General features: G+C 69.7%; 19 protein-coding genes and 1 tRNA gene. 11 read left to right on the plus strand and 9 right to left on the minus strand.

The window, feature by feature from the left end:
• Window positions 1-432: 432 nt before the first annotated feature.
• The 3 genes from ACFYZ8_RS21860 to ACFYZ8_RS21870 are packed head-to-tail and all read left to right on the plus strand — an operon-like array spanning window position 433 to window position 3,750.
• Window positions 433-1,977, plus strand: a complete 1,545-nt coding sequence (locus ACFYZ8_RS21860) for a circularly permuted type 2 ATP-grasp protein (protein WP_359039869.1) — start codon at window positions 433-435, stop codon at window positions 1,975-1,977.
• Window positions 1,974-2,906: an alpha-E domain-containing protein gene (locus ACFYZ8_RS21865; protein ID WP_359039871.1), complete on the plus strand. Its 933-nt coding sequence runs from the start codon at window positions 1,974-1,976 to the stop codon at window positions 2,904-2,906. Before ACFYZ8_RS21860 ends, ACFYZ8_RS21865 begins: the two co-directional genes overlap by 4 nt.
• Window position 2,907: 1 nt before the next feature.
• On the plus strand, window positions 2,908-3,750 hold the full coding sequence (locus ACFYZ8_RS21870) for a transglutaminase domain-containing protein (RefSeq protein WP_388537726.1): 843 nt from the start codon (window positions 2,908-2,910) through the stop codon (window positions 3,748-3,750).
• 59 nt (window positions 3,751-3,809) lie between these two features.
• On the opposite strand, the gene ACFYZ8_RS21875 is transcribed toward ACFYZ8_RS21870, so the two are convergent.
• Complete coding sequence (locus ACFYZ8_RS21875; RefSeq protein ID WP_359039875.1) at window positions 3,810-4,913, minus strand: substrate-binding domain-containing protein; 1,104 nt, start codon at window positions 4,911-4,913, stop codon at window positions 3,810-3,812.
• 240 nt (window positions 4,914-5,153) lie between these two features.
• Between ACFYZ8_RS21875 and ACFYZ8_RS21880 the strand changes: the two genes are divergently transcribed.
• Together ACFYZ8_RS21880 and ACFYZ8_RS21885 are read left to right on the plus strand one after the other, a co-directional pair.
• Entirely contained in the window at window positions 5,154-7,205 is a 2,052-nt protein-coding gene (locus tag ACFYZ8_RS21880) for a PA14 domain-containing protein (protein WP_388537728.1), read from the plus strand.
• A gap of 51 nt (window positions 7,206-7,256) precedes the next feature.
• Window positions 7,257-9,686 carry a PA14 domain-containing protein gene (locus ACFYZ8_RS21885; protein ID WP_388537730.1) on the plus strand — a complete coding sequence of 810 codons (2,430 nt, stop codon included), beginning with the start codon at window positions 7,257-7,259 and terminating at the stop codon, window positions 9,684-9,686.
• 55 nt (window positions 9,687-9,741) lie between these two features.
• On the opposite strand, the gene ACFYZ8_RS21890 is transcribed toward ACFYZ8_RS21885, so the two are convergent.
• From ACFYZ8_RS21890 to ACFYZ8_RS21910, 5 genes are all read right to left on the minus strand, one after another.
• Window positions 9,742-10,188 (minus strand): heat shock protein transcriptional repressor HspR, encoded by a 447-nt coding sequence (locus tag ACFYZ8_RS21890; RefSeq protein WP_123762115.1) that lies wholly within the window; start codon window positions 10,186-10,188, stop codon window positions 9,742-9,744.
• A gap of 5 nt (window positions 10,189-10,193) precedes the next feature.
• Window positions 10,194-11,375: a molecular chaperone DnaJ gene (gene dnaJ / locus ACFYZ8_RS21895; protein WP_037900884.1), complete on the minus strand. Its 1,182-nt coding sequence runs from the start codon at window positions 11,373-11,375 to the stop codon at window positions 10,194-10,196.
• Window positions 11,376-11,411: 36 nt separating this feature from the next.
• A complete protein-coding gene (grpE, locus tag ACFYZ8_RS21900; RefSeq protein ID WP_359039884.1) occupies window positions 11,412-12,062 on the minus strand; it encodes a nucleotide exchange factor GrpE in 651 nt (216 codons plus the stop codon).
• Window positions 12,059-13,903 carry a molecular chaperone DnaK gene (gene dnaK, locus ACFYZ8_RS21905; protein WP_359039886.1) on the minus strand — a complete coding sequence of 615 codons (1,845 nt, stop codon included), beginning with the start codon at window positions 13,901-13,903 and terminating at the stop codon, window positions 12,059-12,061. Before dnaK ends, grpE begins: the two co-directional genes overlap by 4 nt.
• A gap of 94 nt (window positions 13,904-13,997) precedes the next feature.
• Entirely contained in the window at window positions 13,998-15,041 is a 1,044-nt protein-coding gene (locus tag ACFYZ8_RS21910; protein WP_388537732.1) for an MraY family glycosyltransferase, read from the minus strand.
• A 215-nt stretch (window positions 15,042-15,256) separates the two neighbouring features.
• Between ACFYZ8_RS21910 and ACFYZ8_RS21915 the strand changes: the two genes are divergently transcribed.
• On the plus strand, window positions 15,257-17,539 hold the full coding sequence (locus tag ACFYZ8_RS21915; RefSeq protein WP_388537733.1) for a (Fe-S)-binding protein: 2,283 nt from the start codon (window positions 15,257-15,259) through the stop codon (window positions 17,537-17,539).
• A 116-nt stretch (window positions 17,540-17,655) separates the two neighbouring features.
• Here ACFYZ8_RS21915 and ACFYZ8_RS21920 read toward each other — a convergent pair whose 3' ends face one another.
• On the minus strand, window positions 17,656-18,147 hold the full coding sequence (locus ACFYZ8_RS21920; RefSeq protein ID WP_388537769.1) for a nucleotidyltransferase domain-containing protein: 492 nt from the start codon (window positions 18,145-18,147) through the stop codon (window positions 17,656-17,658).
• Between the two features lie 114 nt (window positions 18,148-18,261).
• On the opposite strand from ACFYZ8_RS21920, the gene ACFYZ8_RS21925 reads away from it, so the two are divergent.
• The 4 genes from ACFYZ8_RS21925 to ACFYZ8_RS21940 all read left to right on the plus strand — a co-directional run bounded on the left by ACFYZ8_RS21925 (window position 18,262) and on the right by ACFYZ8_RS21940 (window position 21,911).
• Complete coding sequence (locus tag ACFYZ8_RS21925) at window positions 18,262-19,542, plus strand: FG-GAP repeat domain-containing protein (RefSeq protein ID WP_388537735.1); 1,281 nt, start codon at window positions 18,262-18,264, stop codon at window positions 19,540-19,542.
• A 15-nt stretch (window positions 19,543-19,557) separates the two neighbouring features.
• Window positions 19,558-20,514, plus strand: coding sequence for a YIP1 family protein (locus ACFYZ8_RS21930; protein ID WP_388537736.1), 957 nt, complete (start codon window positions 19,558-19,560; stop codon window positions 20,512-20,514).
• 155 nt (window positions 20,515-20,669) lie between these two features.
• Window positions 20,670-21,449, plus strand: coding sequence for a hypothetical protein (locus tag ACFYZ8_RS21935; RefSeq protein ID WP_388537738.1), 780 nt, complete (start codon window positions 20,670-20,672; stop codon window positions 21,447-21,449).
• 15 nt (window positions 21,450-21,464) lie between these two features.
• Window positions 21,465-21,911 (plus strand): hypothetical protein, encoded by a 447-nt coding sequence (locus ACFYZ8_RS21940; protein ID WP_388537739.1) that lies wholly within the window; start codon window positions 21,465-21,467, stop codon window positions 21,909-21,911.
• Window positions 21,912-21,944: 33 nt separating this feature from the next.
• Here ACFYZ8_RS21940 and ACFYZ8_RS21945 read toward each other — a convergent pair whose 3' ends face one another.
• On the minus strand, window positions 21,945-22,454 hold the full coding sequence (locus ACFYZ8_RS21945) for a phosphoribosyltransferase (protein ID WP_388537741.1): 510 nt from the start codon (window positions 22,452-22,454) through the stop codon (window positions 21,945-21,947).
• On the minus strand, window positions 22,451-23,026 hold the full coding sequence (dcd, locus tag ACFYZ8_RS21950; RefSeq protein WP_359039902.1) for a dCTP deaminase: 576 nt from the start codon (window positions 23,024-23,026) through the stop codon (window positions 22,451-22,453). The genes ACFYZ8_RS21945 and dcd overlap by 4 nt, the downstream gene beginning before the upstream one ends.
• A 526-nt stretch (window positions 23,027-23,552) precedes the next feature.
• Here dcd and ACFYZ8_RS21955 point away from each other — a divergent pair.
• Window positions 23,553-23,626 (plus strand) — tRNA-Gly (locus ACFYZ8_RS21955).
• Window positions 23,627-23,931 lie beyond the last annotated feature (305 nt).

Here is a 23,931-nt window from a genome sequence, read left to right on the forward strand (position 1 = left end):
CTACCGCCCTCTTGTCCTGTTCCCCACCGGGGCGTCGAAGCCCCCTAGGCTCCGCAACTATGCGCGGCCCGGACCGGCTCCGCAACACGGCTCCTCGGGCCGCAGGCGGGGAAAACGGCCGGTATACCCCCTTACCTACGGGGCCTTGGCCGGTCCGTCTGCAACAAGCTGACGACGGCGCCGCCACCCTCACGAGTGCCTCGTGAACCCGCCCCTCGAGCCAGAGGCAGGAAAACCCACCGGAACACCCGCCACCCACGCCCCAGTCGCTCTCGCCCTGGCCCTCGGAGCTGTCCCACCCGGTGGCCGCCACCCGCGCCGCGACCGCGTACGACGGCCTCCGCCGGCCCGCTTCCCCCACCCGCCCCGTGCGTCAACTCCCGGAAACCACGCAGTGATCACCCCGTTACGTGCCGCACTTAACGTCAGCTCATGGCGGACATATTTGACGCGTACGCGTTGGCCGACGCGTGGGACGAGATGTTCGAGCGGCCGGGCGAGGTCAGGACCGCCTACGAGCCGGTGCTGGCGGCGCTCCAGCCGATCGAACCGAGTGAACTCAGGTTCCGGGCCGACCAGATGGCCCGGGCGTTCACCGACAGAGGCGTGACCTACGCCTTCGCGGGCGAGGAGCGGCCCTGGCCGCTGGACCTCGTGCCCCGGATCCTCGACGCCCTCGAATGGGATCTCGTACAACGCGGGGTGAGCCAGAGAGTCAGGGCCCTGGAGGCCTACCTCGCCGACGCCTACGGGCCCGCCCGCGCCTTCGAGGACGGTGTGGTGCCCTGGCGGCTGCTGCTGAACTCCCCGCACTTCCACCGCGCCGCGCACGGGCTCGAGCCCGTCAACAGGGTGAGGATCCACGTCGCCGGCATCGACCTGGTACGGGACGAGCAGGGCGACTTCCGGGTCCTGGAGGACAACGTCCGGGTGCCCAGCGGGGTGTCGTACGTCATCGAGAACCGGCGCGCCATGACCCGCGTCTTCCCCTCCCTCTTCGACGGGCAGCACGTGCTCCCCGTCGACGGTTACACGCAGAAGCTGCTCGCCGCGCTGCGGGCAGCCGCCCCCGACGGCGTCCAGGACCCCCGGGTGGTGGTCCTGACCCCCGGGCCCAGCAACGCCGCCTACTTCGAACACGCCCTGCTCGCCCGGCTGATGGGCGTGCAGCTGGTCGAGGGGCACGACCTGGTGTGCCGGGGCAACCGGGTGTGGATGCGCACGACCCGCGGCGAGGTGCCCGTCCATGTCGTATACCGGCGCCTGGACGACGACTTCCTCGACCCGCTCCACTTCCGCCCCGACTCGGTGATCGGCTGCCCGGGCATCCTCGGCGCGGCCATGGCGGGCCATGTCACCCTCGCCAACGCGGTCGGCAACGGCATCGCCGACGACAAGCTGCTCTACACGTACGTCCCGGACCTGATCCGCTACTACCTCTCCGAAGAACCGATTCTCCCCAATGTGGAGTCCTTCCGGCCCGACGAACCCGGCCAGCTGGAAGCCGTCCTCGACCAGATCGACCAGCTCGTCGTGAAGCCCGTCGACGGGGCCGGCGGACAGGGCATCGTCATCGGGCCCAAGGCCGACCGCGAGACGCTGGAGAGAACCCGCAAGGCCGTCGCCGCGGACCCCCGGGGCTTCATCGCCCAGCGTCCCGTCGCCCTGTCCACCTCCCCCACCCTCGCGGGCGACCGCATGGCGCCCCGCCACATCGACCTGCGCCCCTTCGCCGTCAACGACGGCAACGACATCTGGGTCCTGCCCGGCGGCCTGACCCGGGTGGCCCTCCAGGAGGGCAACCTGATCGTCAACTCCAGCCAGGGCGGCGGCTCCAAGGACACCTGGGTGCTCGCCGAGGGCCCCGCGGAACCGCCCCCGCCCCCGGACAGCAGTACGCACCTGGACATCGCCCCACGCCAGCACGGTCCCGACGGCACCGCCGACGTCGTACAGGAAGGGGCGCAGCAGCAGTGAACGACGTGATCCTCTCCCGGATAGCCGAGGCACTGACCTGGACCGGCCGTTATGTCGAGCGGGCGGACAACACCGGCCGGATCCTCGACGCCTACCTCCACCGGATGCTGGAGGACCCGTGGCGCGACGAGGACGTGGCCTGCCGGGCGCTGTACGCGATCCTCGGCGTCGACGCGGGCGGCACCCGGGTCGACATGCAGCAGGTCCTCGACCAGCTCGCCTTCGACGCCCGCTCGACCTGCTCCATCGAGGGCGCGCTCGGCGCGGCGAGGCTGAACGCCCGCAGCGCCCGTGAGGCCGTCTCCTCGGAGATGTGGGAGTGCCTGAACTCCACCTGGCACGCGCTGGCCGACCAGCGGCTCGCGGCCCGCCGTACCGGCCCTTACGCCTATCTGGAGCTCGTACGGCGGCGCTCGGCCCTCTTCTTCGGGCTCGCCGACTCCACCATGAGCCGTGACGACAGCTGGCGCTTCGTCGTGCTGGGCCGTTCCCTGGAGCGGGTCGACATGACCGTGCGGCTGCTGTCGGTGCGGGTCCTGGACGCGGCCCACGCGCCCGACTGGCCGACCCTGCTGAGCGCCTCGGGCGCCGACGAGGCGTACGCGCGCGTGTACGGCGGTTTCGGCGACACCCCCCGGGTGGCGGAGTTCCTGCTCCTGGACCGGGATTTCCCGCGCTCCGCGCTGCACGCGCTGACGACGGCGGAGGAGTGCCTGACCGCGCTCGGCCGCCCCCGCCAGGACCCCGCGCGCCGCCCGATCGGCCGGATGCGCACCCGCCTCGAATACCTCGACCTGCACGCCCTCCAGGAGCAGCTCCCGCTGCTGCTCAGGGACTTGCAGACCGCGTGCATGGCCTCCGCGGAGGCGGTGGCGGAGCGGTTCTTCCCGTACCAGGGGCCCGTCGAGTGGGCCCAGGAAGGAGCGTGAGGTGACTCGCAGGCTCCGCATCAAGCATGTCACCGAGGTCTCCTACGCCCAGCCGGCGGCCTCGTCCCACAACGAGGTCCGCATGACCCCGCTGACGCTGCCCGGCCAGACCACCCTGGACGCCCGGGTCACCGTCAGCCCGACGACGCCCACCTGGTCGTACTGGGACTACTGGGGCACCCAGGTCACCGGCTTCGACCTGATGGACCCGCACGGCCATCTCACCATCACGGCCTCCAGCCTGGTCGAGACGGCCCCGCCGGAACCGCTGCCGGCCGCGCCCACCTGGGCCGAGGTGGCCGAACGCGTCGCGCACTCGCGCCTGTTGGAGTTCGCGAGCCCGACGGGCCGTACGACGGTCCCGCCGAAGCTGGTCAAGAAGGCCCGGAAGGCGGCGGCCGGCCTCGACCCGCACCAGACGGCGGTCGCGGTGTCGGACCTGGTCGCCGACCGGGTGTCGTACCTCCCGGGCGCGACCAGCGTGAACACCTCCCCGGCGGAGGCCTGGGAGCAGGGCGCGGGCGTCTGCCAGGACATCACCCACCTCACCGTCGCCCTGCTCCGGGGCGTCGGCCTCCCGGCCCGCTATGTCTCCGGCTACCTCCATCCGGAGCGCGAGCCCGAACTCCACCGGCCCGTCGCCGGGGAGAGCCACGCCTGGATCGAGTACTGGGCGGGCGACTGGTGCGGCTACGACCCCACCAACCGGGTCCGCGCCGACGAGACCCACGTGGTGGTGGCCCGGGGCCGCGACTACGACGACGTGACCCCGCACAAGGGGATCTACCGGGGTGTCGCGGGCGGGTCGCCCGAGGTGACGGTGGAGTTCACACGGGTGGCGTGACAGTGCGGAGGGGCCGCAGGGGAATCCCCCTGCGGCCCCTCCGTCGCACCGGTTACCGGTTACTGCAGGCCCGCCGCCGCACAGGCGCTCTTGTACTGCGAGGTGCAGATGTCCTTGACGGTGTAGATGCCGTCCTTGACGACCGTGCTCTTGATGTTGTCCTTGGTCAGGGCGACGACCTGGACGAGCTGGGCCGGGATGTCCTTGTTCGTGGGGCTGTCGACGCTGTCCGTGGCGAGGGCGTCGAACTGGATGCCCTTGCCCTGGATCTTCGTCACGGCCATCTCGGCGGCGGCCTCGGCCTCGTCCGGGTAGGGCTTGTACACGCTCATGTACTGCTCGCCCGAGACGATCCGCTGCACCGCGGCCAGCTCCGCGTCCTGGCCCGTGATCGGCGGGATCTTGGTCATGCCCGCGTCCTCCATCGCCTGGATGGCGGCGCCGGCCATGGCGTCGTTGGCGGAGTAGACGGCCTTGATGTTGCCCTTGCCGAGCGCGCTGATCGCCTCGGTCATGTCCTTCTGCGCGATCTCCGGCTTCCAGCCGTCGACGTCGTAGCTCTTGGCGATCGTCAGCTTGCCGTTGAGCTCGGACATCGCGCCCGCCTTGAACTGCCCGGCGTTCGGGTCGGACGGCGAGCCGTTGATCATGACGATCTTGTCGGAGGTGTCGATGCCGGAGCCGAGCGCCTCGACGAGGGAGCGGCCCTGCACCTCGCCGACGAGTTCGTTGTCGAAGGAGACGTACGCGTCGATCGGGCCCTCGGCGAGCCGGTCGTAGGCGACGACCGGGATGCCCGCGTCCTTGGCCTTCTGCACCATGCCCGCGATGGCGTGCGAGTCCACCGCGTCCAGCAGGATGACGTCGACCTTCTCGTCGATCATCTGCTGCATCTGCGTGGCCTGCTTCTTGGCGTTGGCCTCGCCGTTCGCGTAGATGGTCTTGCCCTGCTTGTTCGTGAGCTCGGCGACCTTCTTCTTGATGATCGGGTAGTCGAACTCCTCGTAGCGGGTGTTCGTCTTCTCCGGCATCAGCACGCCCACGGTGATGTCGTTGCCCTTGGTCGGGCTCGCCTCGGTCCCGCTCGCGGCGCCGAGCGCCCCGCAGGCGGCCAGCGAGAGGGTCATCGTGGACGCGGCCACGGCTATGGCGATACGACGCATGGGGCTGCTCACTTCTGGTGCTTTCCGGACGCGGGCGCGGCATTGCGGCCCATGTGTCTGAAAAGCCAACGCGGGGCCGCCCACCGACGTCAAGCGGAATCACTTAACGAGTGCGCAACGCCACTCTCCGCCGACGGTGTGAAGACTTGGGGCGAACACTAGTACAACCAACTTCACACCTCGCGAGTCGTGATCACAGCAGCCCCACAACTGCTGTTCCCTGTACGACCAGAGGATCGAATGAAGTCAGCCAGACGGACGACCGCCACCGCCGTCGTCCTCGCCACCGCCGGCACCCTCGTCACCCTGACGACGTCCGCCGCCTCGGCGACCGTGTCGTGCGCCTCCCCCGTGTTCAAGCGGCAGTTCTACGCGAACACCTCCTTCTCCGGCACCCCGAAGAAGACGGACTGCGACAACGCGATCGACCAGAGCTGGAGCGGCGCCCCCGTCACCGGCCTCCCGAAGGACACCTTCGGCGTCCGCTGGAGCGTGACCCGCGACTTCGGCTCCGGCGGACCCTTCGCACTCAACGCCACCGGCCTGGACGGCATCCGCGTGTACGTCGACGGCGTCCGCAGGATCGACCTCTGGAAGAACGTCTCCACAACAGTCACCAAGACCGCCAACGTCACCATCCCCTCCGGCAAGCACACCCTGCGCATCGACTACGCCAACTGGACCGGCACCGCCAAGGTCAAGGTCACCTACACGCCCAGGACTTCGGCCGACGTCGACAAGGTCAAGCCCCTCGTCCCGACCGGCACCTCGGTGACGTACGACAAGACCACCCGCAAGGCCAGGGTCGCCTGGGCGAAGAACAAGGAGATGGACCTCGCGGAGTACCGCGTGTACCGCCGTCTCAAGGGGAGCGGCACCTGGCAGAAGGTGAGCGCCACCACCTCGACCTCCGCCGCCGACAGCCCACCCCCTGCCGGCGACACCTACTACTACGAGGTCCGCGCCCGCGACCAGGCCGGCAACGAGTCCGGCGGCACCGCCGACCAGGCCGTCACCACCGTCGACCGGACCGGACCCGCCGCGCCCTCCGGGCTCACCGCACACGCCGACCTGCACGGAATGGTGGTCGCCTGGAACGCGGTGGCGGACGCGACCGGCTACGAGCTGTACGAGAAGGACCCGGCCACAGGCTCCGACATCCTGGTCAAGGAGCTCGCGGGGACATCCCACACGTTTGGTGTTCCGGAGACAGGGACCACCCACACGTATGTGGTGCGCGCCCAGGACTCCGCGGCGAACTGGAGCCCCTACTCAGCCCCGGTCACCGCGGACGGCATCGACCGCACCGCCCCGGAGGCACCGCAGAACCTGCGGGCAGTGGTCTACGGCGGCTCGGTCGACCTCTATTGGGACGCGCCGCGGGATCGCACGAGCGACGAGCTCACCAATGGTGCGCACTTCACTGTGCTGCGTTCGAAGGGAACGGCGCTCGGCGCGGACGCGGTCAAGGTCGCCTGCGACTATCCGGACCACAGCACAGGCGGTAGCGAGGACCACTCCACGTTCGGATGCCAGGATCTCGACTGGGAACTCGACACCGCATACACCTACGGCGTCATCCTCACCGACGGCAAGGGCAACGCGTCGGCCGTCTCCACGACGGTCACCGCAACGACCGCCGACCGTACCGCGCCACTTCCCCTCACGGGTCTGACCGCCACTCCCCGGGCAGACGGGATGGTGCTGCGCTGGAACCCGCCCGTCGACGACGACATCGCCTCCTACGACGGATGGATCGGCACACGTCGGGACGACGGGACCGTGCGGTGGCTCGACAGCTGCTACAGCGCTACCGGTGACGCCCGGGGCTTGCTCTGCGTGGACATCCCGGACGGCGAGACGCTGGTCTACGCCGTGACAGCCAGGGACAAGTGGGGCAACTCGCTGTCCGTCACCGACCCGTCCGTCCCCACCGTGTCCGCAACAGAGCTGGACACGACGCCGGCCGAGCCCATTGACGCTGACCACGCGCCACTGCTGGGCGGCGGGGGCTGGACGTGGACCTCTGACATCCTCGAGTTCGACTGGCGCTGCGAGGGCGAGGTGTGCGCCGACATCACGGCCTACAAGATCAGCCGCTGGGACCCGGCCACCCGCACTTACGAACCGCTGGACACCGTGTCGGCCGTGCCCGACGCCTCCCGCTACACCTACCTCGACAAGACCCAGCCGCTCGGCCAGATCTCGTACTACCGGATCGTCGGTCTCCGCAGCGACGGCACGGAGACGGCCGCCGCGCACTCCTACCGGATCAGGCCGGACGTGGTCTGAGGGTCGCATCCCACGGCCGTCCCCTTTCATCGCTCGAAGCAAGAGGCACGAATGAACCCTGTCAGTCGTACAACGGCGGGCGCCCTGGTGCTGGCCACCGCGGGTGGGCTGATCACCACCATGGCCGCTCCCGCCTCGGCCACGACCACCTGCACTTCCCCCGTGTTCAAGCGGCAGTTCTACGCGAACACCTCCTTCTCCGGCACCCCGAAGAAGACGGACTGCGACAACGCGATCGACCAGAGCTGGAGCGGCGCCCCCGCCTCCGGCCTCCCGAAGGACACCTTCGGCGTCCGCTGGAGCGTGACCCGCGACTTCGGCTCCGGCGGCCCCTTCGCACTCAACGCCACCGGCCTGGACGGCATCCGCGTGTACGTCGACGGCGTCCGCAGGATCGACCTGTGGAAGAACACGTCCACGACGGTGAGCAAGACCGTCAACACCACGATCCCCTCCGGCAAGCACACCCTGCGCATCGACTACGCCAACTGGACCGGCACCGCCAAGGTCAAGGTCACCTACACGCCCAGGACTTCGGCCGACGTCGACAAGGTCAAGCCCCTCGTCCCGACCGGCACCTCGGTGACGTACGACAAGACCACCCGCAAGACCAAGGTCGCCTGGGCGAAGAACAAGGAGATGGACCTCGCCGGGTACAAGCTGTACCGGCGGCTCAAGGGCACGTCGTTCGGCAGCAAGCCCGTCACGACGACGACCGGCACGTCGTACACCGACAGCACGCCGCCCACCGGCGCCACCTACTACTACGAGGTCCGCGCCTACGACAAGGCGGGCAACGAGTCGTCGGGCACCGCCGACCAGCCCGTCACCACCGTGGACACGACTCCGCCCGCGGCGCCGTTCCTGGAGATGGACGCGTGCCCGGACGACCAGCCCTACGCGGCCCCGGAAATGGTCACCACCGCCGAGAACCGGGCCGACATCGCGGAGTACCAGCTCCAGCGGCTCGCCCCGGCCACGAACACCTGGTCCACCGTGTACACCGGCGCCAAGGGCGCGGTCTGCGACACCGGTCAGGCCGCCGACGGCAGCAAGGTCACCTACCGGGGACGGGCGCGGGACGCCGTCGGCAACTGGTCCGTGTACTCGGCGGCGACCACCTTCACCACCTTCGACATGACCCCGCCGGCGACCACCGCCGACGCCCGGGTGGAGTACCGGGCCGGCGTGCCGCACCTGGTGTGGTCGGCCGTCGACGGAGCGGCCTCGTACCAGGTCCTCCAGTACGACCGGGCGACCGGCGACTGGCTCGACGCGCTGCCCGGAGCCACGGGCAACACCCCGACCACCACCACGGGGACCGATGTGGTGCCGCGTCAGCTGCTCGCGGTCGCCGACAGCTACCGGTACGCGGTGCGCTCGGTGGACGCGAAGGGCAACGCGGCCGCCCCGGTGGAGGTCACGCTCACCATGGCCGACCGGCCCGAGGCGATCGCGCCGTTCAGCACCACCGCGAACCGCTTCGACGAGGGGGTGATGATCGAGTGGAGCAGCGCCGACCCATGGACCTTCGGCGAGGACAGGCCCCTGCTCACCTACCGGATCGTCCGCACCGACAAGGCGACCGGCGAGCGCAGCGCGGTGGCCGCCTGCAAGCCCAACAACTCGCAGGACCTGCCGCTGACGGACCCGGAGACGTACTGGACCTGGAACACCGGCGACGCCCCCGACTACGCCGGCCCCCGGCAGATCAACGGCGTCTGCTGGGACGTCTCCGGCGCCTCCGAGACGACGTACGACTACACGGTCACGACGATCGACCCGTACGGCCATGAGTCGCGGCCCGGCCCAGCCGCCACCGCGACCACGCCGGACACCGTGCGCCCGGCTCCGGTGGAGAACCTGGCCGCCGAGCGGATCCCGCTCGGTGTGCGCCTGACCTGGACACCGCCCGCCGACGACGACGTCACCGGCTACAAGGTGTGGCAGGGCGTCACGGACCCGGACACCGGCGAGACGGAGTGGAAGGAGAACTGCTGGACCGGCGAGTCCCTGGCCGCGACAGAGATCCTCTGCCCGACGGTCCCCGACGGCGCCACGCACACCTACAAGGTGGCCGCCACGGACGGCTCCCCCCTGATCCCCTGGTACGCCGGCCCCGAGGCCTTCCACCCCGCCGAGCTCTCCGTCACCCTGCCCGACACCCGGCCGCCCGGCTGGACGGGCACCGAGGTCCGTGAGGACAGCTACCCGGACCTGTCCGTGGACTGCTCCGAGAGCTCCGGCCTCGGCGACTGCTCCCGGTTCACGGGCTACCGCGTGGAGCGCTGGGACCCGGCGGCGAACGCCTACGCCACCCTGGCCGAGGGCGCGATGGGCGACGCCAACTCATACATGGACAAGACGGTCAACGGGGACAGGCTGAACCTGTACTACTACCGCGTGGTCCTCCTGGACTCCGCGGGCGCCGAGACCGTGGCCCGCTCGGCGGCGTACGGCATCTGGGAGTACGAGTTCTGACCCGGCACACGAGAAGGGGCCCGGAGAGATCTCCGGGCCCCTTCCCCATGTCCGCCTAGTCCTTCGCCCTCTTGGGCCGCCACACCACCAGCGCGCTGGTCTGCTGGACCTCCTGGTACGGGACCAGGTCACGGCGGTACGACGCGTGCACCGCCGCCTCGCGCTGCTGCATGGCCGCCGCGGCGCCCTCGACGGCCGCCTGGAGCTCGGCCACCCGGGACTGCAGCGCCGCGACCTGGTTCTCCAGCTCGATGATGCGCTTGATGCCGGCGAGGTTGATGCCCTCGTCCTGCGACAACTGCTGGACGGTGCGCAGCAGTTCGATGTCGCGGGCCGAGTAGCGCCGGCCCCGCCCGGCCGTGCGGTCCGGGGAGACCAGGCCGAGGCGGTCGTACTGCCGGAGGGTCTGCGGGTGCAGGCCGGAGAGCTGGGCCGCCACCGAGATGACGTAGACCGGGGTCTCCTCGGTCAGTTCATACGGGTTGCGTCGACGACCGTCCACTCGAATCATGCTCCCTTCGCGGCCTGGAACAGCTCCGCCCGTGGATCCTCACCCACGGTCGCCTCGCGATACGCCTCGAGCGCGTCACGAGCCTTCCCCGACAGCTCGGTCGGGACACTCACCTCTACGGTGACCAGCAGGTCGCCCCGGGTGCCGTCCTTGCGGACCGCGCCCTTGCCCCGCGCCCGCATGGTGCGGCCGTTGGGCGTGCCCGGAGGCAGTTTCAGCGTCACCGAGGGGCCGCCCAGCGTCGGCACCTTGACCTCGCCGCCGAGCGCCGCCTCGGAGAAGGTCACCGGGACCGTCACCGTGAGGTTGTCGCCCTTGCGGCCGAAGACGGGGTGCGTGTCGACGTGCACGGTGACGTACAGGTCGCCCGCCGGGCCGCCGCGTTCACCGGGCGCCCCCTTCCCGCGCAGCCGGATCCGCTGGCTGTCCGACACCCCGGCCGGGATGCGGACCTGCATGGTGCGCGAGGACTTGGCCCGCCCGGAGCCCTTGCAGATCTCGCAGGGGTTCTCCGCGATCAGGCCCCGGCCCTTGCAGTCCGGGCAGGGGTCCGTGAGCGAGAAGCCTCCCCCGGAGCCCCGGGCCACCTGGCCGGTGCCCACGCAGGTCGGGCACACGCGCGGGTTGCCGTTGGCGTCGCCGGTGCCCGAACAGGCCTTGCAGGGGGCCTGCGAGGACATCCTGAGCGGGACCGTCGCGCCCTCGATCGCCTCGGTGAAGCTGAGGGTGACCTCGGTGTCGATGTCCTGCCCGCGCCGGGGCTGGACGCGCGTGGTTCCGGAGCTGCCCCGGTTGAACAGGCCCCCGAAGACGTCTCCGAGTCCGCCGCCGAAGCCGCCGGCTCCCTGGCCCCCGCCCTGGGCGCCGCCTCCGAAGAGGTCGCCCAGGTCGAAGTTGAAGGAGCCGCCCGCGCCGCCCGGCCCCGGGCGGAAGCCGCCGTTGCCGAAGAGAGCGCGGGCCTCGTCGTACTCCTTGCGCTTCTTGGGGTCACCGAGGACGTCGTTCGCCTCGGAGATCTCCTTGAAGCGCTCCTCGGCCTTGGTGTTGCCCTTGTTGGCGTCCGGGTGGAACTCGCGGGCGAGCTTGCGGTACGCCTTCTTGATCTCGGCCTCGGTGGCGTCCTTGGGGACGCCGAGGACCTTGTAGTAGTCCTTCTCGATGAAGTCCTTGGTGCTCATCCTCAGCGTCCCTCCTTCCGCTCATGCCCTGCGATCTCAGCCCTCCTCAGGGCCGTTGTCCTTCTCCTCGCCGGCCTCGGACTCGTCCTTGACCGTCTGCGCGCCCGGCTGCGGCTCGGCCACGGCCACCCGCGCGGGGCGGATGGTGCGCTCGCCGATGCGATACCCAGGCTGCAGAATCGCCACGCACGTCGTCTCGGTGACGTCGGGCGCGTAACTGTGCATCAGGGCCTCGTGGATCGTCGGGTCGAAGGGCTCGCCCTCCTTGCCGAACTGCTGAAGGCCCATCTTCGCCGCGACGGTCTCCAGGGACTCCGCGACGGACTTGAACCCGCCGAGCAGTTCCCCGTGTTCCCGCGCGCGGCCGATGTCGTCGAGCGTGGGCAGGAGCTCGGTCAGGAGGTTCGCGACGGCGATCTCCTTGACCGTGATCCGGTCCCGCTCCACCCGGCGGCGGTAGTTCTGGAACTCGGCCTGGAGGCGCTGGAGGTCCGCGGTGCGCTCGTCGAGCGCCTTGCGCGACTGGTCCAGCTGGGCCGTCAGGCCGGCGATCTGCGCTGTTGCGTCCCCGGCCGGGGCCGCCCCCGCCTCCGAAGAGGGGTCGGCGGCCTTCGGCTCGGCGTCGTCGGGGGTGGCGCCGGAGGGGACGTCGGGCTTCTCGTCGAAGCCCGGGGTCTCCTCCGTCACGCGGCACCGTCCTTGCGCTCGTCGTCCACGATCTCGGCGTCCACGACGTCGTCGTCCGCCTTGGCCTGGGAGGCACCGGCGTCCTCGCCGCCGGCGGCCTGCGCGGCCTGGGCGTCGGCGTACATGGCCTGGCCGACCTTCTGGGAGACCGCGGCGACCTTCTCGGTCGCGGTGCGGATCTCCGCGGTGTCCTCGCCCTTGAGCGCGGCCTTCAGCTCCTCGACGGCGGACTCGACCTCGGTCTTGACCTCGCCGGGGACCTTGTCCTCGTTGTCCTTGAGGAACTTCTCCGTCTGGTAGACGAGCTGCTCGCCCTGGTTGCGGGTCTCGGCGGCCTCGCGGCGGCGGTGGTCCTCCTCCGCGTACTGCTCGGCCTCCTGGCGCATCCGGTCGACCTCGTCCTTCGGCAGCGAGGAGCCGCCGGTGACGGTCATCTTCTGCTCCTTGCCCGTGCCCAGGTCCTTCGCGGTCACGTGCATGATGCCGTTGGCGTCGATGTCGAAGGCGACCTCGATCTGCGGGACACCGCGCGGGGCCGGCGGCAGACCGGTCAGCTCGAACATCCCGAGCTTCTTGTTGTACGCCGCGATCTCGCGCTCGCCCTGGTAGACCTGGATCTGCACGGACGGCTGGTTGTCCTCGGCCGTCGTGAAGATCTCGGACCGCTTGGTCGGGATCGTGGTGTTGCGCTCGATGAGCTTGGTCATGATGCCGCCCTTGGTCTCGATGCCGAGGGACAGCGGGGTCACGTCGAGGAGCAGGACGTCCTTGACCTCACCCTTGAGGACACCGGCCTGCAGGGCGGCGCCGATGGCGACGACCTCGTCCGGGTTGACGCCCTTGTTGGCGTCCTTGCCGCCGGTGAGCTCCTTGACGAGCTCGGCCACGGCGGGCATACGGGTGGAGCCACCGACGAGGACGACGTGGTCGATCTCGTTGATGGAGACGCCGGCGTCCTTCATGACGTTGAAGAACGGGGTCTTGCAGCGCTCCAGGAGGTCCGCGGTCAGCTGCTGGAACTGAGCCCGGGTGAGCTTCTCGTCCAGGTGCAGCGGGCCCTCGGCGGAGGCGGTGATGTAGGGCAGGTTGATCGAGGTCTCCGTCGAGGAGGACAGCTCGATCTTGGCCTTCTCGGCGGCCTCGCGGAGGCGCTGGAGGGCCATCTTGTCCTTGGCGAGGTCCACGCCGTGACCGGACTTGAACTGCTGCACCAGGTAGTCGACGACACGCTGGTCCCAGTCGTCACCACCGAGGTGGTTGTCACCGTTGGTGGCCTTCACCTCGACGACGCCGTCGCCGATCTCCAGGAGGGACACGTCGAAGGTGCCGCCACCGAGGTCGAAGACGAGGATCGTCTGGTCGTCCTTGTCGAGGCCGTAGGCGAGCGCGGCCGCGGTGGGCTCGTTGACGATGCGCAGGACGTTCAGGCCCGCGATCTCGCCGGCCTCCTTGGTCGCCTGACGCTCGGAGTCGTTGAAGTACGCCGGGACGGTGATGACCGCGTCGGTCACCTTCTCGCCCAGGTAGGACTCGGCGTCCCGCTTCAGCTTCTGGAGGATGAAGGCGGAGATCTGCTGCGGGTTGAAGGGCTTCCCGTCCAGCTCCATCTTCCAGTCGGTGCCCATGTGCCGCTTCACCGAACGGATGGTCCGGTCCACGTTGGTGACCGCCTGGCGCTTGGCCACCTCGCCGACCAGCACTTCGCCGTTCTTCGCGAAGGCGACGACGGACGGCGTGGTCCTGGCACCCTCGGCGTTGGTGATGACGGTGGGCTCGCCGCCTTCGAGAACGCTGACGACGGAGTTAGTCGTGCCCAGGTCGATGCCGACCGCACGTGCCATGGTTGATTCCTCCAGCTGACTTGAGTGGAACAGGCTCAAGTGTGCACGACACGTCCGGCTCGGTCAACAGACCTGAGTCGTATGGACTCAACTCTTATCCGTTCCTTACACGCAACTGGCCTGTGACCTGCGGCGATACCCGACGCGGGGCCCCAGGGGACTTGAGATCGGGCTTCACGTTCGGCTTGACGCGGAGCAGTGCGAGAACGACGACGAGGTCGCCCCCGGCGACCCAGAGGACTCCGGTCGCGGCGATCCACCCGAGGTGCACGAGAACCGCGACGAGTACCCCCGCGAAGGCCGCGACACCCAGGACGACGGACGCCCCCTGCACGGTGAGCCCGAGCCGCCGCAGCCGGTGGGCGAGATGGTCGGGGGCGGCCCTCAGCAGCGGCCGCCCGGACAGCCGCCGGGCCAGCACCACGAGGACGACGTCGGCGGCCACCACCGCCGTCAGCGCGAACAACACGCCCGCCCCGGAGCCGAGTTCCTGCCCCGCGCGGGTCGTCACGGCCGCGGACGCGAGCACGAACCCGGTGAACAGCGCTCCGCACGCGCCGAGCCCCATGCGCGCGGGATGCCAGTTGTGCATCAGAAACCCGGTCAGCGCGGCGGCCAGCACGCTCAGCAGGACGGCGAGCCCGTCCATCACCTCGGCCGCCGCGCAGGCCGCCGCCCCGAAGGCGGTGACGACCCCGACGGTCCCGGCGAGCCCGTCGGCGTGGTCCAGCGCCTTGAACCCGAGGGCGACGAAGACGATCCAGCCGACCGCGAGGATCCCGGCGGCCACCCCGGTCTCCTCGTACGGCACGACACACGCCGCCGCCACGGCCGTACCGCCCACGAGGAACCGCGCCTTGACCCGCCGTACGTCGGCGACGAGCCCGAGGAGGGCCACGGCGGCCCCGGCGACGAGCAGCCGTCCGGCCTCGGGGCCGAGCGGGGTGACACCCCGCCAGTCCCCGGCGAAGGCCACCCCACAGGTGGCGGCCACCACCGCCACCCCGCCGGACAACGGCATGGGCCGCCGCCATCGCCGGTCGACGATCCCGAGGCGCAGGGCGGGCAGCCGCAGCAGGGCGGCGAGCACGGCGGCGAGGAACAGGGCGGAGGTGGCGGCGAGGATCCCGTAGAGCACGAGCCTAAATTAGCGCCGTATGTACCAATTCATCACGAATAACACGATCGGGTTTTAAGGTAACCCTCAGCGATTCAGATCACCCCGTGCCCGGCTACAGTGCGGCGGAGGATGGGGGTAGTCTCAGACGGACTGCATAAGTTACCGCTTAGTAATGACGAGGTCCCTTGTCATGGATCTCTCGTAGACCCCTCGCAGGCCCGAGGAGCCCCGAAATGCAACTCGCCGCGATCATCGTGTCGCTGGTACTGACCGTGGTCGGCGTGGCACTGCTCGCACGCGCCATCGGCCAGTTCGTCCGGTACTTCAAGCTGGGCCAGCCGGTGCCCGCCGGAAGCAGGACCGACAACCCCTACGCCCGCAGCGTGACGCTGGTGAAGGAGTTCCTCGGCCACACCCGGATGAACCGGTGGGGCATCGTCGGCTTCGCCCACTGGTTCGTGGCCATCGGCTTCCTGACCCTGCCGCCGACCCTCGCGCAGGCCTTCGGCCAGCTCTTCAAGGCCGACTGGGTGCTGCCGGTCATCGGCGAGTTCCTGCCGTTCGAGCTGTACATCGAGTTCATCGGCGTGATGACGATCCTCGGCATCGCCGTCCTGATCGTCATCCGGCTGCTGAGCCTGCCCTCCCGCCCCGGCCGCAAGTCCCGCTTCGCCGGCTCCAAGGCGGGTCAGGCGTACTTCGTCGAGTACGTCATCCTCACCATCGGCCTGGCCATCTACGTGCTGCGCGGCCTCGAGGGCGCGCTGCACCACGTGGACGGCTACGAGGCCGGGTACTTCGCCTCGTACCCCCTCGTCCTGGCTTTCAAGGGCCTGAGCGTCTCCACGCTGCAGAACCTCGTCTACCTCGTCGCGATGATCAAGATCGGCACGTCCTTCGTGTGGATGATCGTCGTGTCGCTGAACACCAACATGGGTGTGGCCTGGCACCGCTTCCTGGCCTTCCCGAACATCTGGTTCAAGCGTGAGGCGACCGGCGGCACCGCCCTCGGCGGTCTCCAGCCGATGACGTCGGGCGGCAAGCCGATCGACTTCACCGACCCCGGTGACGACGACGTCTTCGGTGTCTCCCAGGTCGAGCAGTTCTCCTGGAAGGGCCTGCTGGACTTCTCCACCTGCACCGAGTGCGGCCGCTGCCAGTCGCAGTGCCCCGCCTGGAACACCGGAAAGCCGCTCTCCCCCAAGCTCCTGATCATGTCGCTGCGCGACCACGCGCACGCCAAGGCCCCGTACCTGCTGGCCGGCGGCGGCAAGACGATGGAGGGCGAGGAGAAGGCGTCCGAGGAGCAGCTGGCCGGTGTGCCCGCGTCCGCTCTCGCCGAGGCCGAGCGCCCGCTGATCGGGACCGTCGAGGAGAACGGCGTCATCGACCCGGACGTCCTGTGGTCCTGCACCACCTGCGGTGCCTGCGTCGAGCAGTGCCCGGTGGACATCGAGCACGTGGACCACATCGTCGACATGCGCCGCTACCAGGTGATGATCGAGAGCGCGTTCCCGTCCGAGGCGGGCACGATGCTCAAGAACCTGGAGAAGAAGGGCAACCCCTGGGGCCTGGCCAAGAAGCAGCGCCTGGAGTGGCTCAAGGAGGTCGAGTTCGAGGTCCCGGTCGTCGGCCAGGACATCGAGGACCTCACCGAGGTCGAGTACCTGTACTGGGTCGGCTGCGCGGGCGCCCTTGAGGACCGCGCGAAGAAGACCACGAAGGCGTTCGCCGAGCTGCTGCACATCGCGGGCGTCAAGTTCGCGATCATGGGCGGCGACGAGAAGTGCACCGGTGACTCCGCCCGGCGTCTCGGCAACGAGCCCCTGTTCCAGGAGCTCGGCATGGAGAACGTCATGGCGCTGAACATGGCGTTCGGCGAGGAGCTGGACGACGACGGCAAGGTGGTCGCCGAGTCCGCCAAGCCGAAGTCCGCGAAGAAGATCGTCGCGACCTGCCCGCACTGCCTCAACACCATCGGCAACGAGTACCCGCAGCTCGGCGGCGACTACGAGGTCATCCACCACACCCAGCTGCTCCAGCACCTCGTCGACGAGGGCAAGCTCGTCCCGGTCACCCCGGTCGAGGGCATCATCACCTACCACGACCCGTGCTACCTGGGCCGCCACAACAAGATCTACACGCCCCCGCGCGAGATCATCGCGGGCGTCCCGGGCCTCCGGAACGAGGAGATGCACCGCCACAAGGAGCGCGGCTTCTGCTGTGGCGCCGGTGGCGCGCGGATGTGGATGGAGGAGCGGATCGGCAAGCGCATCAACAACGAGCGCGTGGACGAAGCCCTTTCGCTCAACCCGGACATCGTCTCCACCGCCTGCCCGTTCTGCCTCGTCATGCTCACGGACTCCGTGAACGGCAAGAAGAACGACGGCAAGGCCAAGGAGTCGATCCAGGTCGTCGACGTCGCCCAGCTGCTGCTCCAGTCCGTGAAGACGCCGGTCGACCCGCAGGACACGGCGGAGTCGGAGAGCGAGCCGGAGCCGGAGCCGGTGAAGTGACGCGGTGAAGTGACGCCGGTGAAGTAGCGCTCACGACGGTGCTGTTCGGCGCCCTCGGGTCCCACCGGACCCGGGGGCGCCGCGTTGTGCGGTCCCCGCGCGGAAGTGGTCTCCGCTCAGAAGTGGGTGGCGATCCCGAAGACCCGCCGGAGCTGAGCCATGTCGTGCCGGTCACGCTCCGAGGGCTCGTACCCCTGGTGGAAGTAGACCTGCTGATCGGCGGACAGACACGGAACGGCCGTCCCGCCGATGCTCCCGGTCACGAAGCCGGCGGCCGGGTACGTGAAGGGCCGCTCCGGCTCCCCCGACGCCTGCACGGCGGAACCGTCCCCGGCGAAGACCAGCGGATGCAGATCGACCTCCCGTCCGCCGGGAGCGGTGACCACGAACCGCACCGGCCGCAGGTCGAGGCTCTCCACGAAGCCCGCGCCGGCCAGGGCCGCCACCACGGCGGGCTCCTGCTCCCGCCGGTGCATCAGGTCCAGGTCGCGATGGTGGCGGGTCTGCTCGCCGACCAGCGCGTCGATCCCCCACCCACCCCCGACCCAGACCTCCGCCCCGGCCCGCCGCAACAGGTCCAGGATGTACAACACCGCGTCCGCGTCCACCACTTGACTCCAGGGTCGTACGGGGCTGTCGCCACCAGTCGAACACGTGCATCATTGCCGGGGTCGTTGTCAATGATGCTGACGAGGTGAACGGTGCGCGCGCGTAGAGGTGTTGTGGGTACGGCGGCCCTGTGTGGCACCCTCCTCCTGGCCGCCTGCGGTTCCACCCCGCACACCGGATCCGCGGACCGCACCCCCGTACAGATCGCCGACGCCCCCGCCAGGCTCCCCGTCCCGAAGGGCAAGGGCAGCAGGACGGCGGACGACTTCAACGGCGACGGCCACCGCGACCTCGTCCTGGGCGACCTGGTCAAGGAGCAGGCCCACGCCGACGACCCCGGCATCGGCGTCGTCTACGGCAGCGAGCGCGGACTCGTCCCGGGCACACGGCAGTTGATCACCCCGAGCGGGCAGGGCGCGGCCACCGACGGCCAACTCCCCGCCCTGTTCGACGCGGAGGCCACCTGCGACCTGGACAAGGACGGCTTCACGGACCTCGTCGTCTCCACCGACCCGCCCTACGACGGCCAGGGCCGGCCCCCGGTCCCGCTCCAGATCCTCTTCGGCTCCCCGACCGGCCTGACCGGCAAGGCCGTACACCTCACCGTCCCGCCCGCCGCCCGCGTCGGCAACGACTGGCCCGACCAGCCGGTCTGCGGCGACTTCGACGGCGACGGCGCGAAGGACCTCGTCCTGCACGCCAGCGGCGGCCGTCTCACCTACCTGCGCGGCCCGTTCACCCGTAAGGGCGCCCCGAGCGAGGCCGGCGCCCCGATCCAGTCGCCCGGCGAGGTCCCCACGGGCCCGGCCGCCGACGTCGACCGCGACGGCTACGACGACCTGGTCGTCCGTACGGCTCAGGGCCCCGGCCCCTCCGCCGTGGTCCTCGGCGGCCCGGCGGGGCCCACCCGCACCGGAGCCGTCCTGCCGTCCGGTATCGACGTGGCCCTCGGCTCCTTCGGCCGGGGCGAGGCTCTGGACGCGGCGGTCGGTGCCATGGGCGGAACGTCACTGCGCTACGACCTCCCCGGGGCCGTACGCGGAAGCCTGGCCGCGGCAGGCTCGGTGCTCGACGCCGCCGACTTCGACGGCGACGGCCGGTCCGACCTGGTCTCCAGCGGCTCACGACTCCGGGTCTTCCAAGGCCGTACGGCCGGTCTGTCCGCGCAGGCGACGGTGACCGTGGAACCCCCCGCCACCGGCACCACCCGGGTCCTCGCGGTCGGCGACTTCGACGGCGACGGCCGGGCGGACCTGGCGGTGCGGACGTATCAGAGCGAGACGAAGGACATCGTCGCGGTCTACGCGGGCGAGGAGAAGGGCCTCGTGAGCCCGAGGCCGGCCGTCACGTTCTCCACGTCCGCGTTCCTCACCGGCCCCGTAAGGGAAGACTGAGGGCCCCCTTAGGGGATGTCACAGCTCGGCAGCAAAGCCGTCCCCGAAACGCCCGGCCGCGTACACCACTCTCCAGGACCAGGTACGTTCGAAGACGTGGCTGGATTCAGGATCGGACGCGGCCGGGACAACGGCGCTCCTCATACGCGACCGCAGCAACCTCCGTACGGGCAGCAGGCGCCCCAGGGACAGCCGTACGGCTATCCCCCCGCGCCGCAGCCCCACCCGGGTCAGTGGACCCAGGGCGGCGGCGGGGCCTACGACGAGCCGGAGTACTTCGGCGACGGCGGCGGCGCCCCGCAGCCGCAGGGCGGCCATGACCCGTACGCCGCGAACAACCCGGGCCACACCCAGGCGTTCTCGATCGACGAGGACCCCTACAACCAGGGCGGCACCTACCGCGCGGGCTCGGCCCCGGCGGCGCCCGTGGGCCCCCGCCTGCACTGGAAGGAACTCCTGAAGGGCATCCTGCTCTCGCCCAAGCAGACGTTCCTGCAGATGCGGGACTACACGATGTGGGGCCCGGCCCTCATCGTGACCTTCCTCTACGGCCTGCTCGCGGTCTTCGGCTTCGAGGGCGCCCGAGAGGACGCGATCAACGCGACTCTGTCGAACGCGATCCCGATCGTCCTGACGACAGCCGTCGCCATGGTCCTGTCCGCCTTCGTCCTGGGCGTCGTCACCCACGCCCTGGCCCGCCAGCTCGGCGGCGACGGCGCGTGGCAGCCCACGGTCGGCCTCTCCATGCTGATCATGTCCCTGACCGACGCCCCCCGTCTGATCGTGGCCATGTTCTTCGGCGGCGACGCGTCCTTCGTCCAGCTCCTCGGCTGGGCGACCTGGGTGGCGGCCGGCGCCCTCCTCACCCTGATGGTGTCCAGGTCCCACGACCTCCCCTGGCCGAAGGCCCTCGGCGCCTCGGCGATCCAGCTGATCGCCCTGCTGTCGATCGTGAAGCTGGGCACCTTCTAGCCTTCCCGGCACGCGGAAGGGCTCCCGGTGTTCTGTCACCGGGAGCCCTTCGCCGTGCGTGAGACGGGGGATGCGCGGTCGGAGCCATGTCTCGGATACTCGGGACGCCGCAGAGGCCGCCGCCAGCGGGGCGGCACACGGATCAGGGGGACAATGTGCTGGCGAATCTGCTGCCGGGCCTTCGCGACGTCCGAGCACCACTCTCGACAGGCTGCATCTGGCTCCTGACGCTGTGGCTGATCCTGGAGGACCGCGTTCCGACACCCCAGCAGGCTCACGGCGTCTGGGCCTCCCTGTATCGCCTCGGAGGCCTGATAGGCCCTGCCGGAGTGCTCGCGTCCGGCGCCTTCCTCGCCTACCTCATCGGCGCCATGCTCGCCGTCCGAGTGGTCACCGTGAACGCGCGGGAAGCACCGAAGGCGGCCAGATTCCGCAGCGGCGGCACGGCCCTCACACCACGCGTGTCACGTCTCGCGTACGACGACCTGGTCAGCTTTCTCCAGGACCAGGGCCGGTTGCCCCGCCCGGTACCCGAGGGCAACGCGGCCGTGAACCCGGAGCGCGAGCGCGGCGAACGCCTCGTGGTCGGCCTGGCGGTACGGGACATCCTCGGGGAGACGCGGCAACTGCGCACCAAGCTGCTGATCGCCAGCTACGACCTGTTCAACGAGTACGACCGAGCGGTGGGTGAAGCCGAGTTCCGCAAGAACGTCGCCTACGCCCTCCTGGGCCTGACAGCCACCCTCAGTTGGCTGCAATCACCGTGGTGGGCACTCCTTTTGATCGTCTCCGCCCGGCTCTACGTCGCGGGAGTGGGCAGCGAACGCGCGGCCAACGACGTCATCGTCCAGGCCGTGGTGGCAGGCCTCATCACTCCCCTCTCCATCACCGGGGCGGCAGGAGTGCCGGCCGTACCCACGGGACGAAGCCAGTAGAGGATCGGTCACCGGATGAGAGGAGCCGCCGTGGAGCTGGCGCCGTCGAGGTGGGGCCGCCTGGCCAACAGCGGCTTGGGCGTGGTCCCCGCTGCCGGAAGCCTCGTCTGCACGGCCCAGGCCCCCGGTGCGTACCCGCGCTTGGCGGGCTGCACGGTGCTGCTCGTCTGCGTGGTCATCGCCGTGCGGGGATACCGGCTCGGCGTCTTGTGCAGGGACGCCGAGCTGACGGTTCGCGGATACCTGTGGACGCGGACCATCCTCCGCGGCAGCATCACGGAGATCACCGGGTTCCCCGCGGTCCGCTGGACCGATTCCCGTGGGCGCGGGCGCTGGTCACCCCTGTGGGTCTTCCACACGAGCTCTCGCGAGCCCGCCCGGACCACGGCCGCCAAGGAGCGGAACACAGAGGCACTTCGCCGCTGGCTACGGCCCCACGAGAGAAGGCCGACCCGCCGGTAGGCGCCTCCTCGGGCATCCGCGAAGACCCGCGGCTCAGACCGCTTCCCGGTTCTCCTTGGGCGCCTCGCCCGACCTGCTCACCGGAGGCAGAACGCTCCACGGAAAGTTGATCCAGTCGTCCGTGCGCTTCCAGACGTACTCGCACTTCACCAGGGACTGCGACTTCTCGTAGATGACCGCGGAGCGGACCTCGGCAACGGCGTCGAGGCAGAAGTCGCGCACCAGTTTGAGTGTCTTGCCGGTGTCGGCGACGTCGTCGGTGATGAGGACCTTCTTGTCGGAGAAGTCGATGGCGTTGGGGACGGGGGCCAGCATGACCGGCATCTCCAAAGTGGTCCCCACGCCGGTGTAGAACTCGACGTTCACCAGGTGGATGTTCTTGCAGTCGAGGGCGTACGCCAGGCCGCCGGCGACGAAGACTCCGCCGCGGGCGATCGAGAGCACGACATCGGGCTCGTAGCCGTCGTCCGCGATGGTCTGCGCGAGCTCGCGGACGGCGGTGCCGAACGCCTCGTAGGTGAGGTTCTCCCGTGCGGCGCTCATACCTGGGTCCGGTGGAAGTTGAGGAAGGAGCGGGAGGCGGTGGGACCGCGCTGGCCCTGGTAGCGGGAGCCGTAGCGCTCACTGCCGTAGGGGAACTCGGCCGGCGAGGAGAGCCGGAACATGCACAGCTGGCCGATCTTCATCCCCGGCCACAGCTTGATGGGGAGGGTGGCGAGATTCGACAGCTCAAGGGTCACGTGCCCGGAGAAACCCGGGTCGATGAACCCCGCGGTGGAGTGGGTCACGAGCCCGAGCCGCCCCAGCGAGGACTTGCCCTCCAGGCGCGAGGCCAGGTCGTCGGGGAGGGTGATGACCTCGTAGGTCGAGGCGAGGACGAACTCGCCGGGGTGCAGGATGAACGGCTCGTCGCCCTCCGGCTCCACGAGCCGCGTCAGGTCGGCCTGCTCGACGGAGGGGTCGATGTGCGGGTAGCGGTGGTTCTCGAACACCCGGAAGAAGCGATCGAGGCGCACGTCGATGCTGGACGGCTGCACCATGGATTCGTCGTAGGGATCGATCCGTACCCGCCCGGCGTCGATCTCGGCCCGGATGTCCTTGTCTGAGAGAAGCACGTCCCGAGGATACGCAAGGCGCGCGGACCGGCCACCATCGGACGGACCCGCGCGCCTGCTACTGCTCTCTATGGCTTGCCTTCAGTGCTTCTCCAAGGTCACCTGGACGACGCTGCGAAGCCGCGCACAGCGAGGACACCGGACGAGCCGTCCGGGACCGAGGCGCTCGGCCTGCTGCATCGGGAACGAAGCGGTGCTGAACACGTGCCCATCGGCACAACGGACGACGGTGCGCTCCATCAAGTCCTGCTCCATCAAGTCCTGAGTCCCTTCCCCAAGAGCCGCGTCGGGCTGCTGCTCACCTGACGACAAAAGCCACATTACGGGATGGGTGGGACGCCCCTCCAGGCGGCACTCCGATCCCACCCGGACCCTCTCCCACGCCTCCACCGTACGCCCCAACTCCCGCGCCCCGCAGCCCCGTCCCACCCCGCAAACGCACCCAGGCCCCACGGCTTCAGCGCCGGGGGCCTGGCATGAGGTAAGGTAACGTTGCGTTCGACACCGGTTCCGTCCGGTGTCTCGCGCGGGTGTAGTTTAATGGTAGAACATCAGCTTCCCAAGCTGAGAGCGCGAGTTCGATTCTCGTCACCCGCTCCATGACAAGGCCCAGGTCGTCGACCTGGGCCTTCCTTGTGGTCCGGTCAGTGGGCTCGCACCATTCGTGCTTGCTTCTTTCCAACGGCTGGCGGCCGCGCACAGGCCGGTCGGCTCGTTCAGAGTTGGCCGACCGCGGACAGGACAAGCAAGCAGAGGCCCATCGTCGTGGCAAAAGCAGTGCCGCCGTAAAGGACTGCCTCGGCGAATCCGGCTCCGGTGCTGGCCTTGAGGATCCCAGCAACGAGGGCCACTACGAGAGAGAACAGCGCTGCCACGAGGAGCCACAGATACCTCGTTCCGGATCG

The sequence above is a fragment of the Streptomyces sp. NPDC001668 genome (genome assembly GCF_042893155.1).
In the GTDB taxonomy this organism is placed as follows: Bacteria; Actinomycetota; Actinomycetes; order Streptomycetales; family Streptomycetaceae; genus Streptomyces.

Coding starts and splice junctions, on each gene's coding strand:
- ACFYZ8_RS21860 (WP_359039869.1), top strand. CDS start 433: ATGGCGGACATATTTGACGCGTACGCGTTGGCCGACGCGTGGGACGAG.
- ACFYZ8_RS21880 (WP_388537728.1), top strand. CDS start 5,154: ATGAAGTCAGCCAGACGGACGACCGCCACCGCCGTCGTCCTCGCCACC.
- ACFYZ8_RS21945 (WP_388537741.1), bottom strand. CDS start 22,454: ATGAGCGCCGCACGGGAGAACCTCACCTACGAGGCGTTCGGCACCGCC.
- dnaJ (WP_037900884.1), bottom strand. CDS start 11,375: ATGAGCACCAAGGACTTCATCGAGAAGGACTACTACAAGGTCCTCGGC.
- ACFYZ8_RS21915 (WP_388537733.1), top strand. CDS start 15,257: ATGCAACTCGCCGCGATCATCGTGTCGCTGGTACTGACCGTGGTCGGC.
- ACFYZ8_RS21885 (WP_388537730.1), top strand. CDS start 7,257: ATGAACCCTGTCAGTCGTACAACGGCGGGCGCCCTGGTGCTGGCCACC.
- ACFYZ8_RS21875 (WP_359039875.1), bottom strand. CDS start 4,913: ATGCGTCGTATCGCCATAGCCGTGGCCGCGTCCACGATGACCCTCTCG.
- ACFYZ8_RS21930 (WP_388537736.1), top strand. CDS start 19,558: ATGTCACAGCTCGGCAGCAAAGCCGTCCCCGAAACGCCCGGCCGCGTA.
- dnaK (WP_359039886.1), bottom strand. CDS start 13,903: ATGGCACGTGCGGTCGGCATCGACCTGGGCACGACTAACTCCGTCGTC.
- ACFYZ8_RS21940 (WP_388537739.1), top strand. CDS start 21,465: ATGAGAGGAGCCGCCGTGGAGCTGGCGCCGTCGAGGTGGGGCCGCCTG.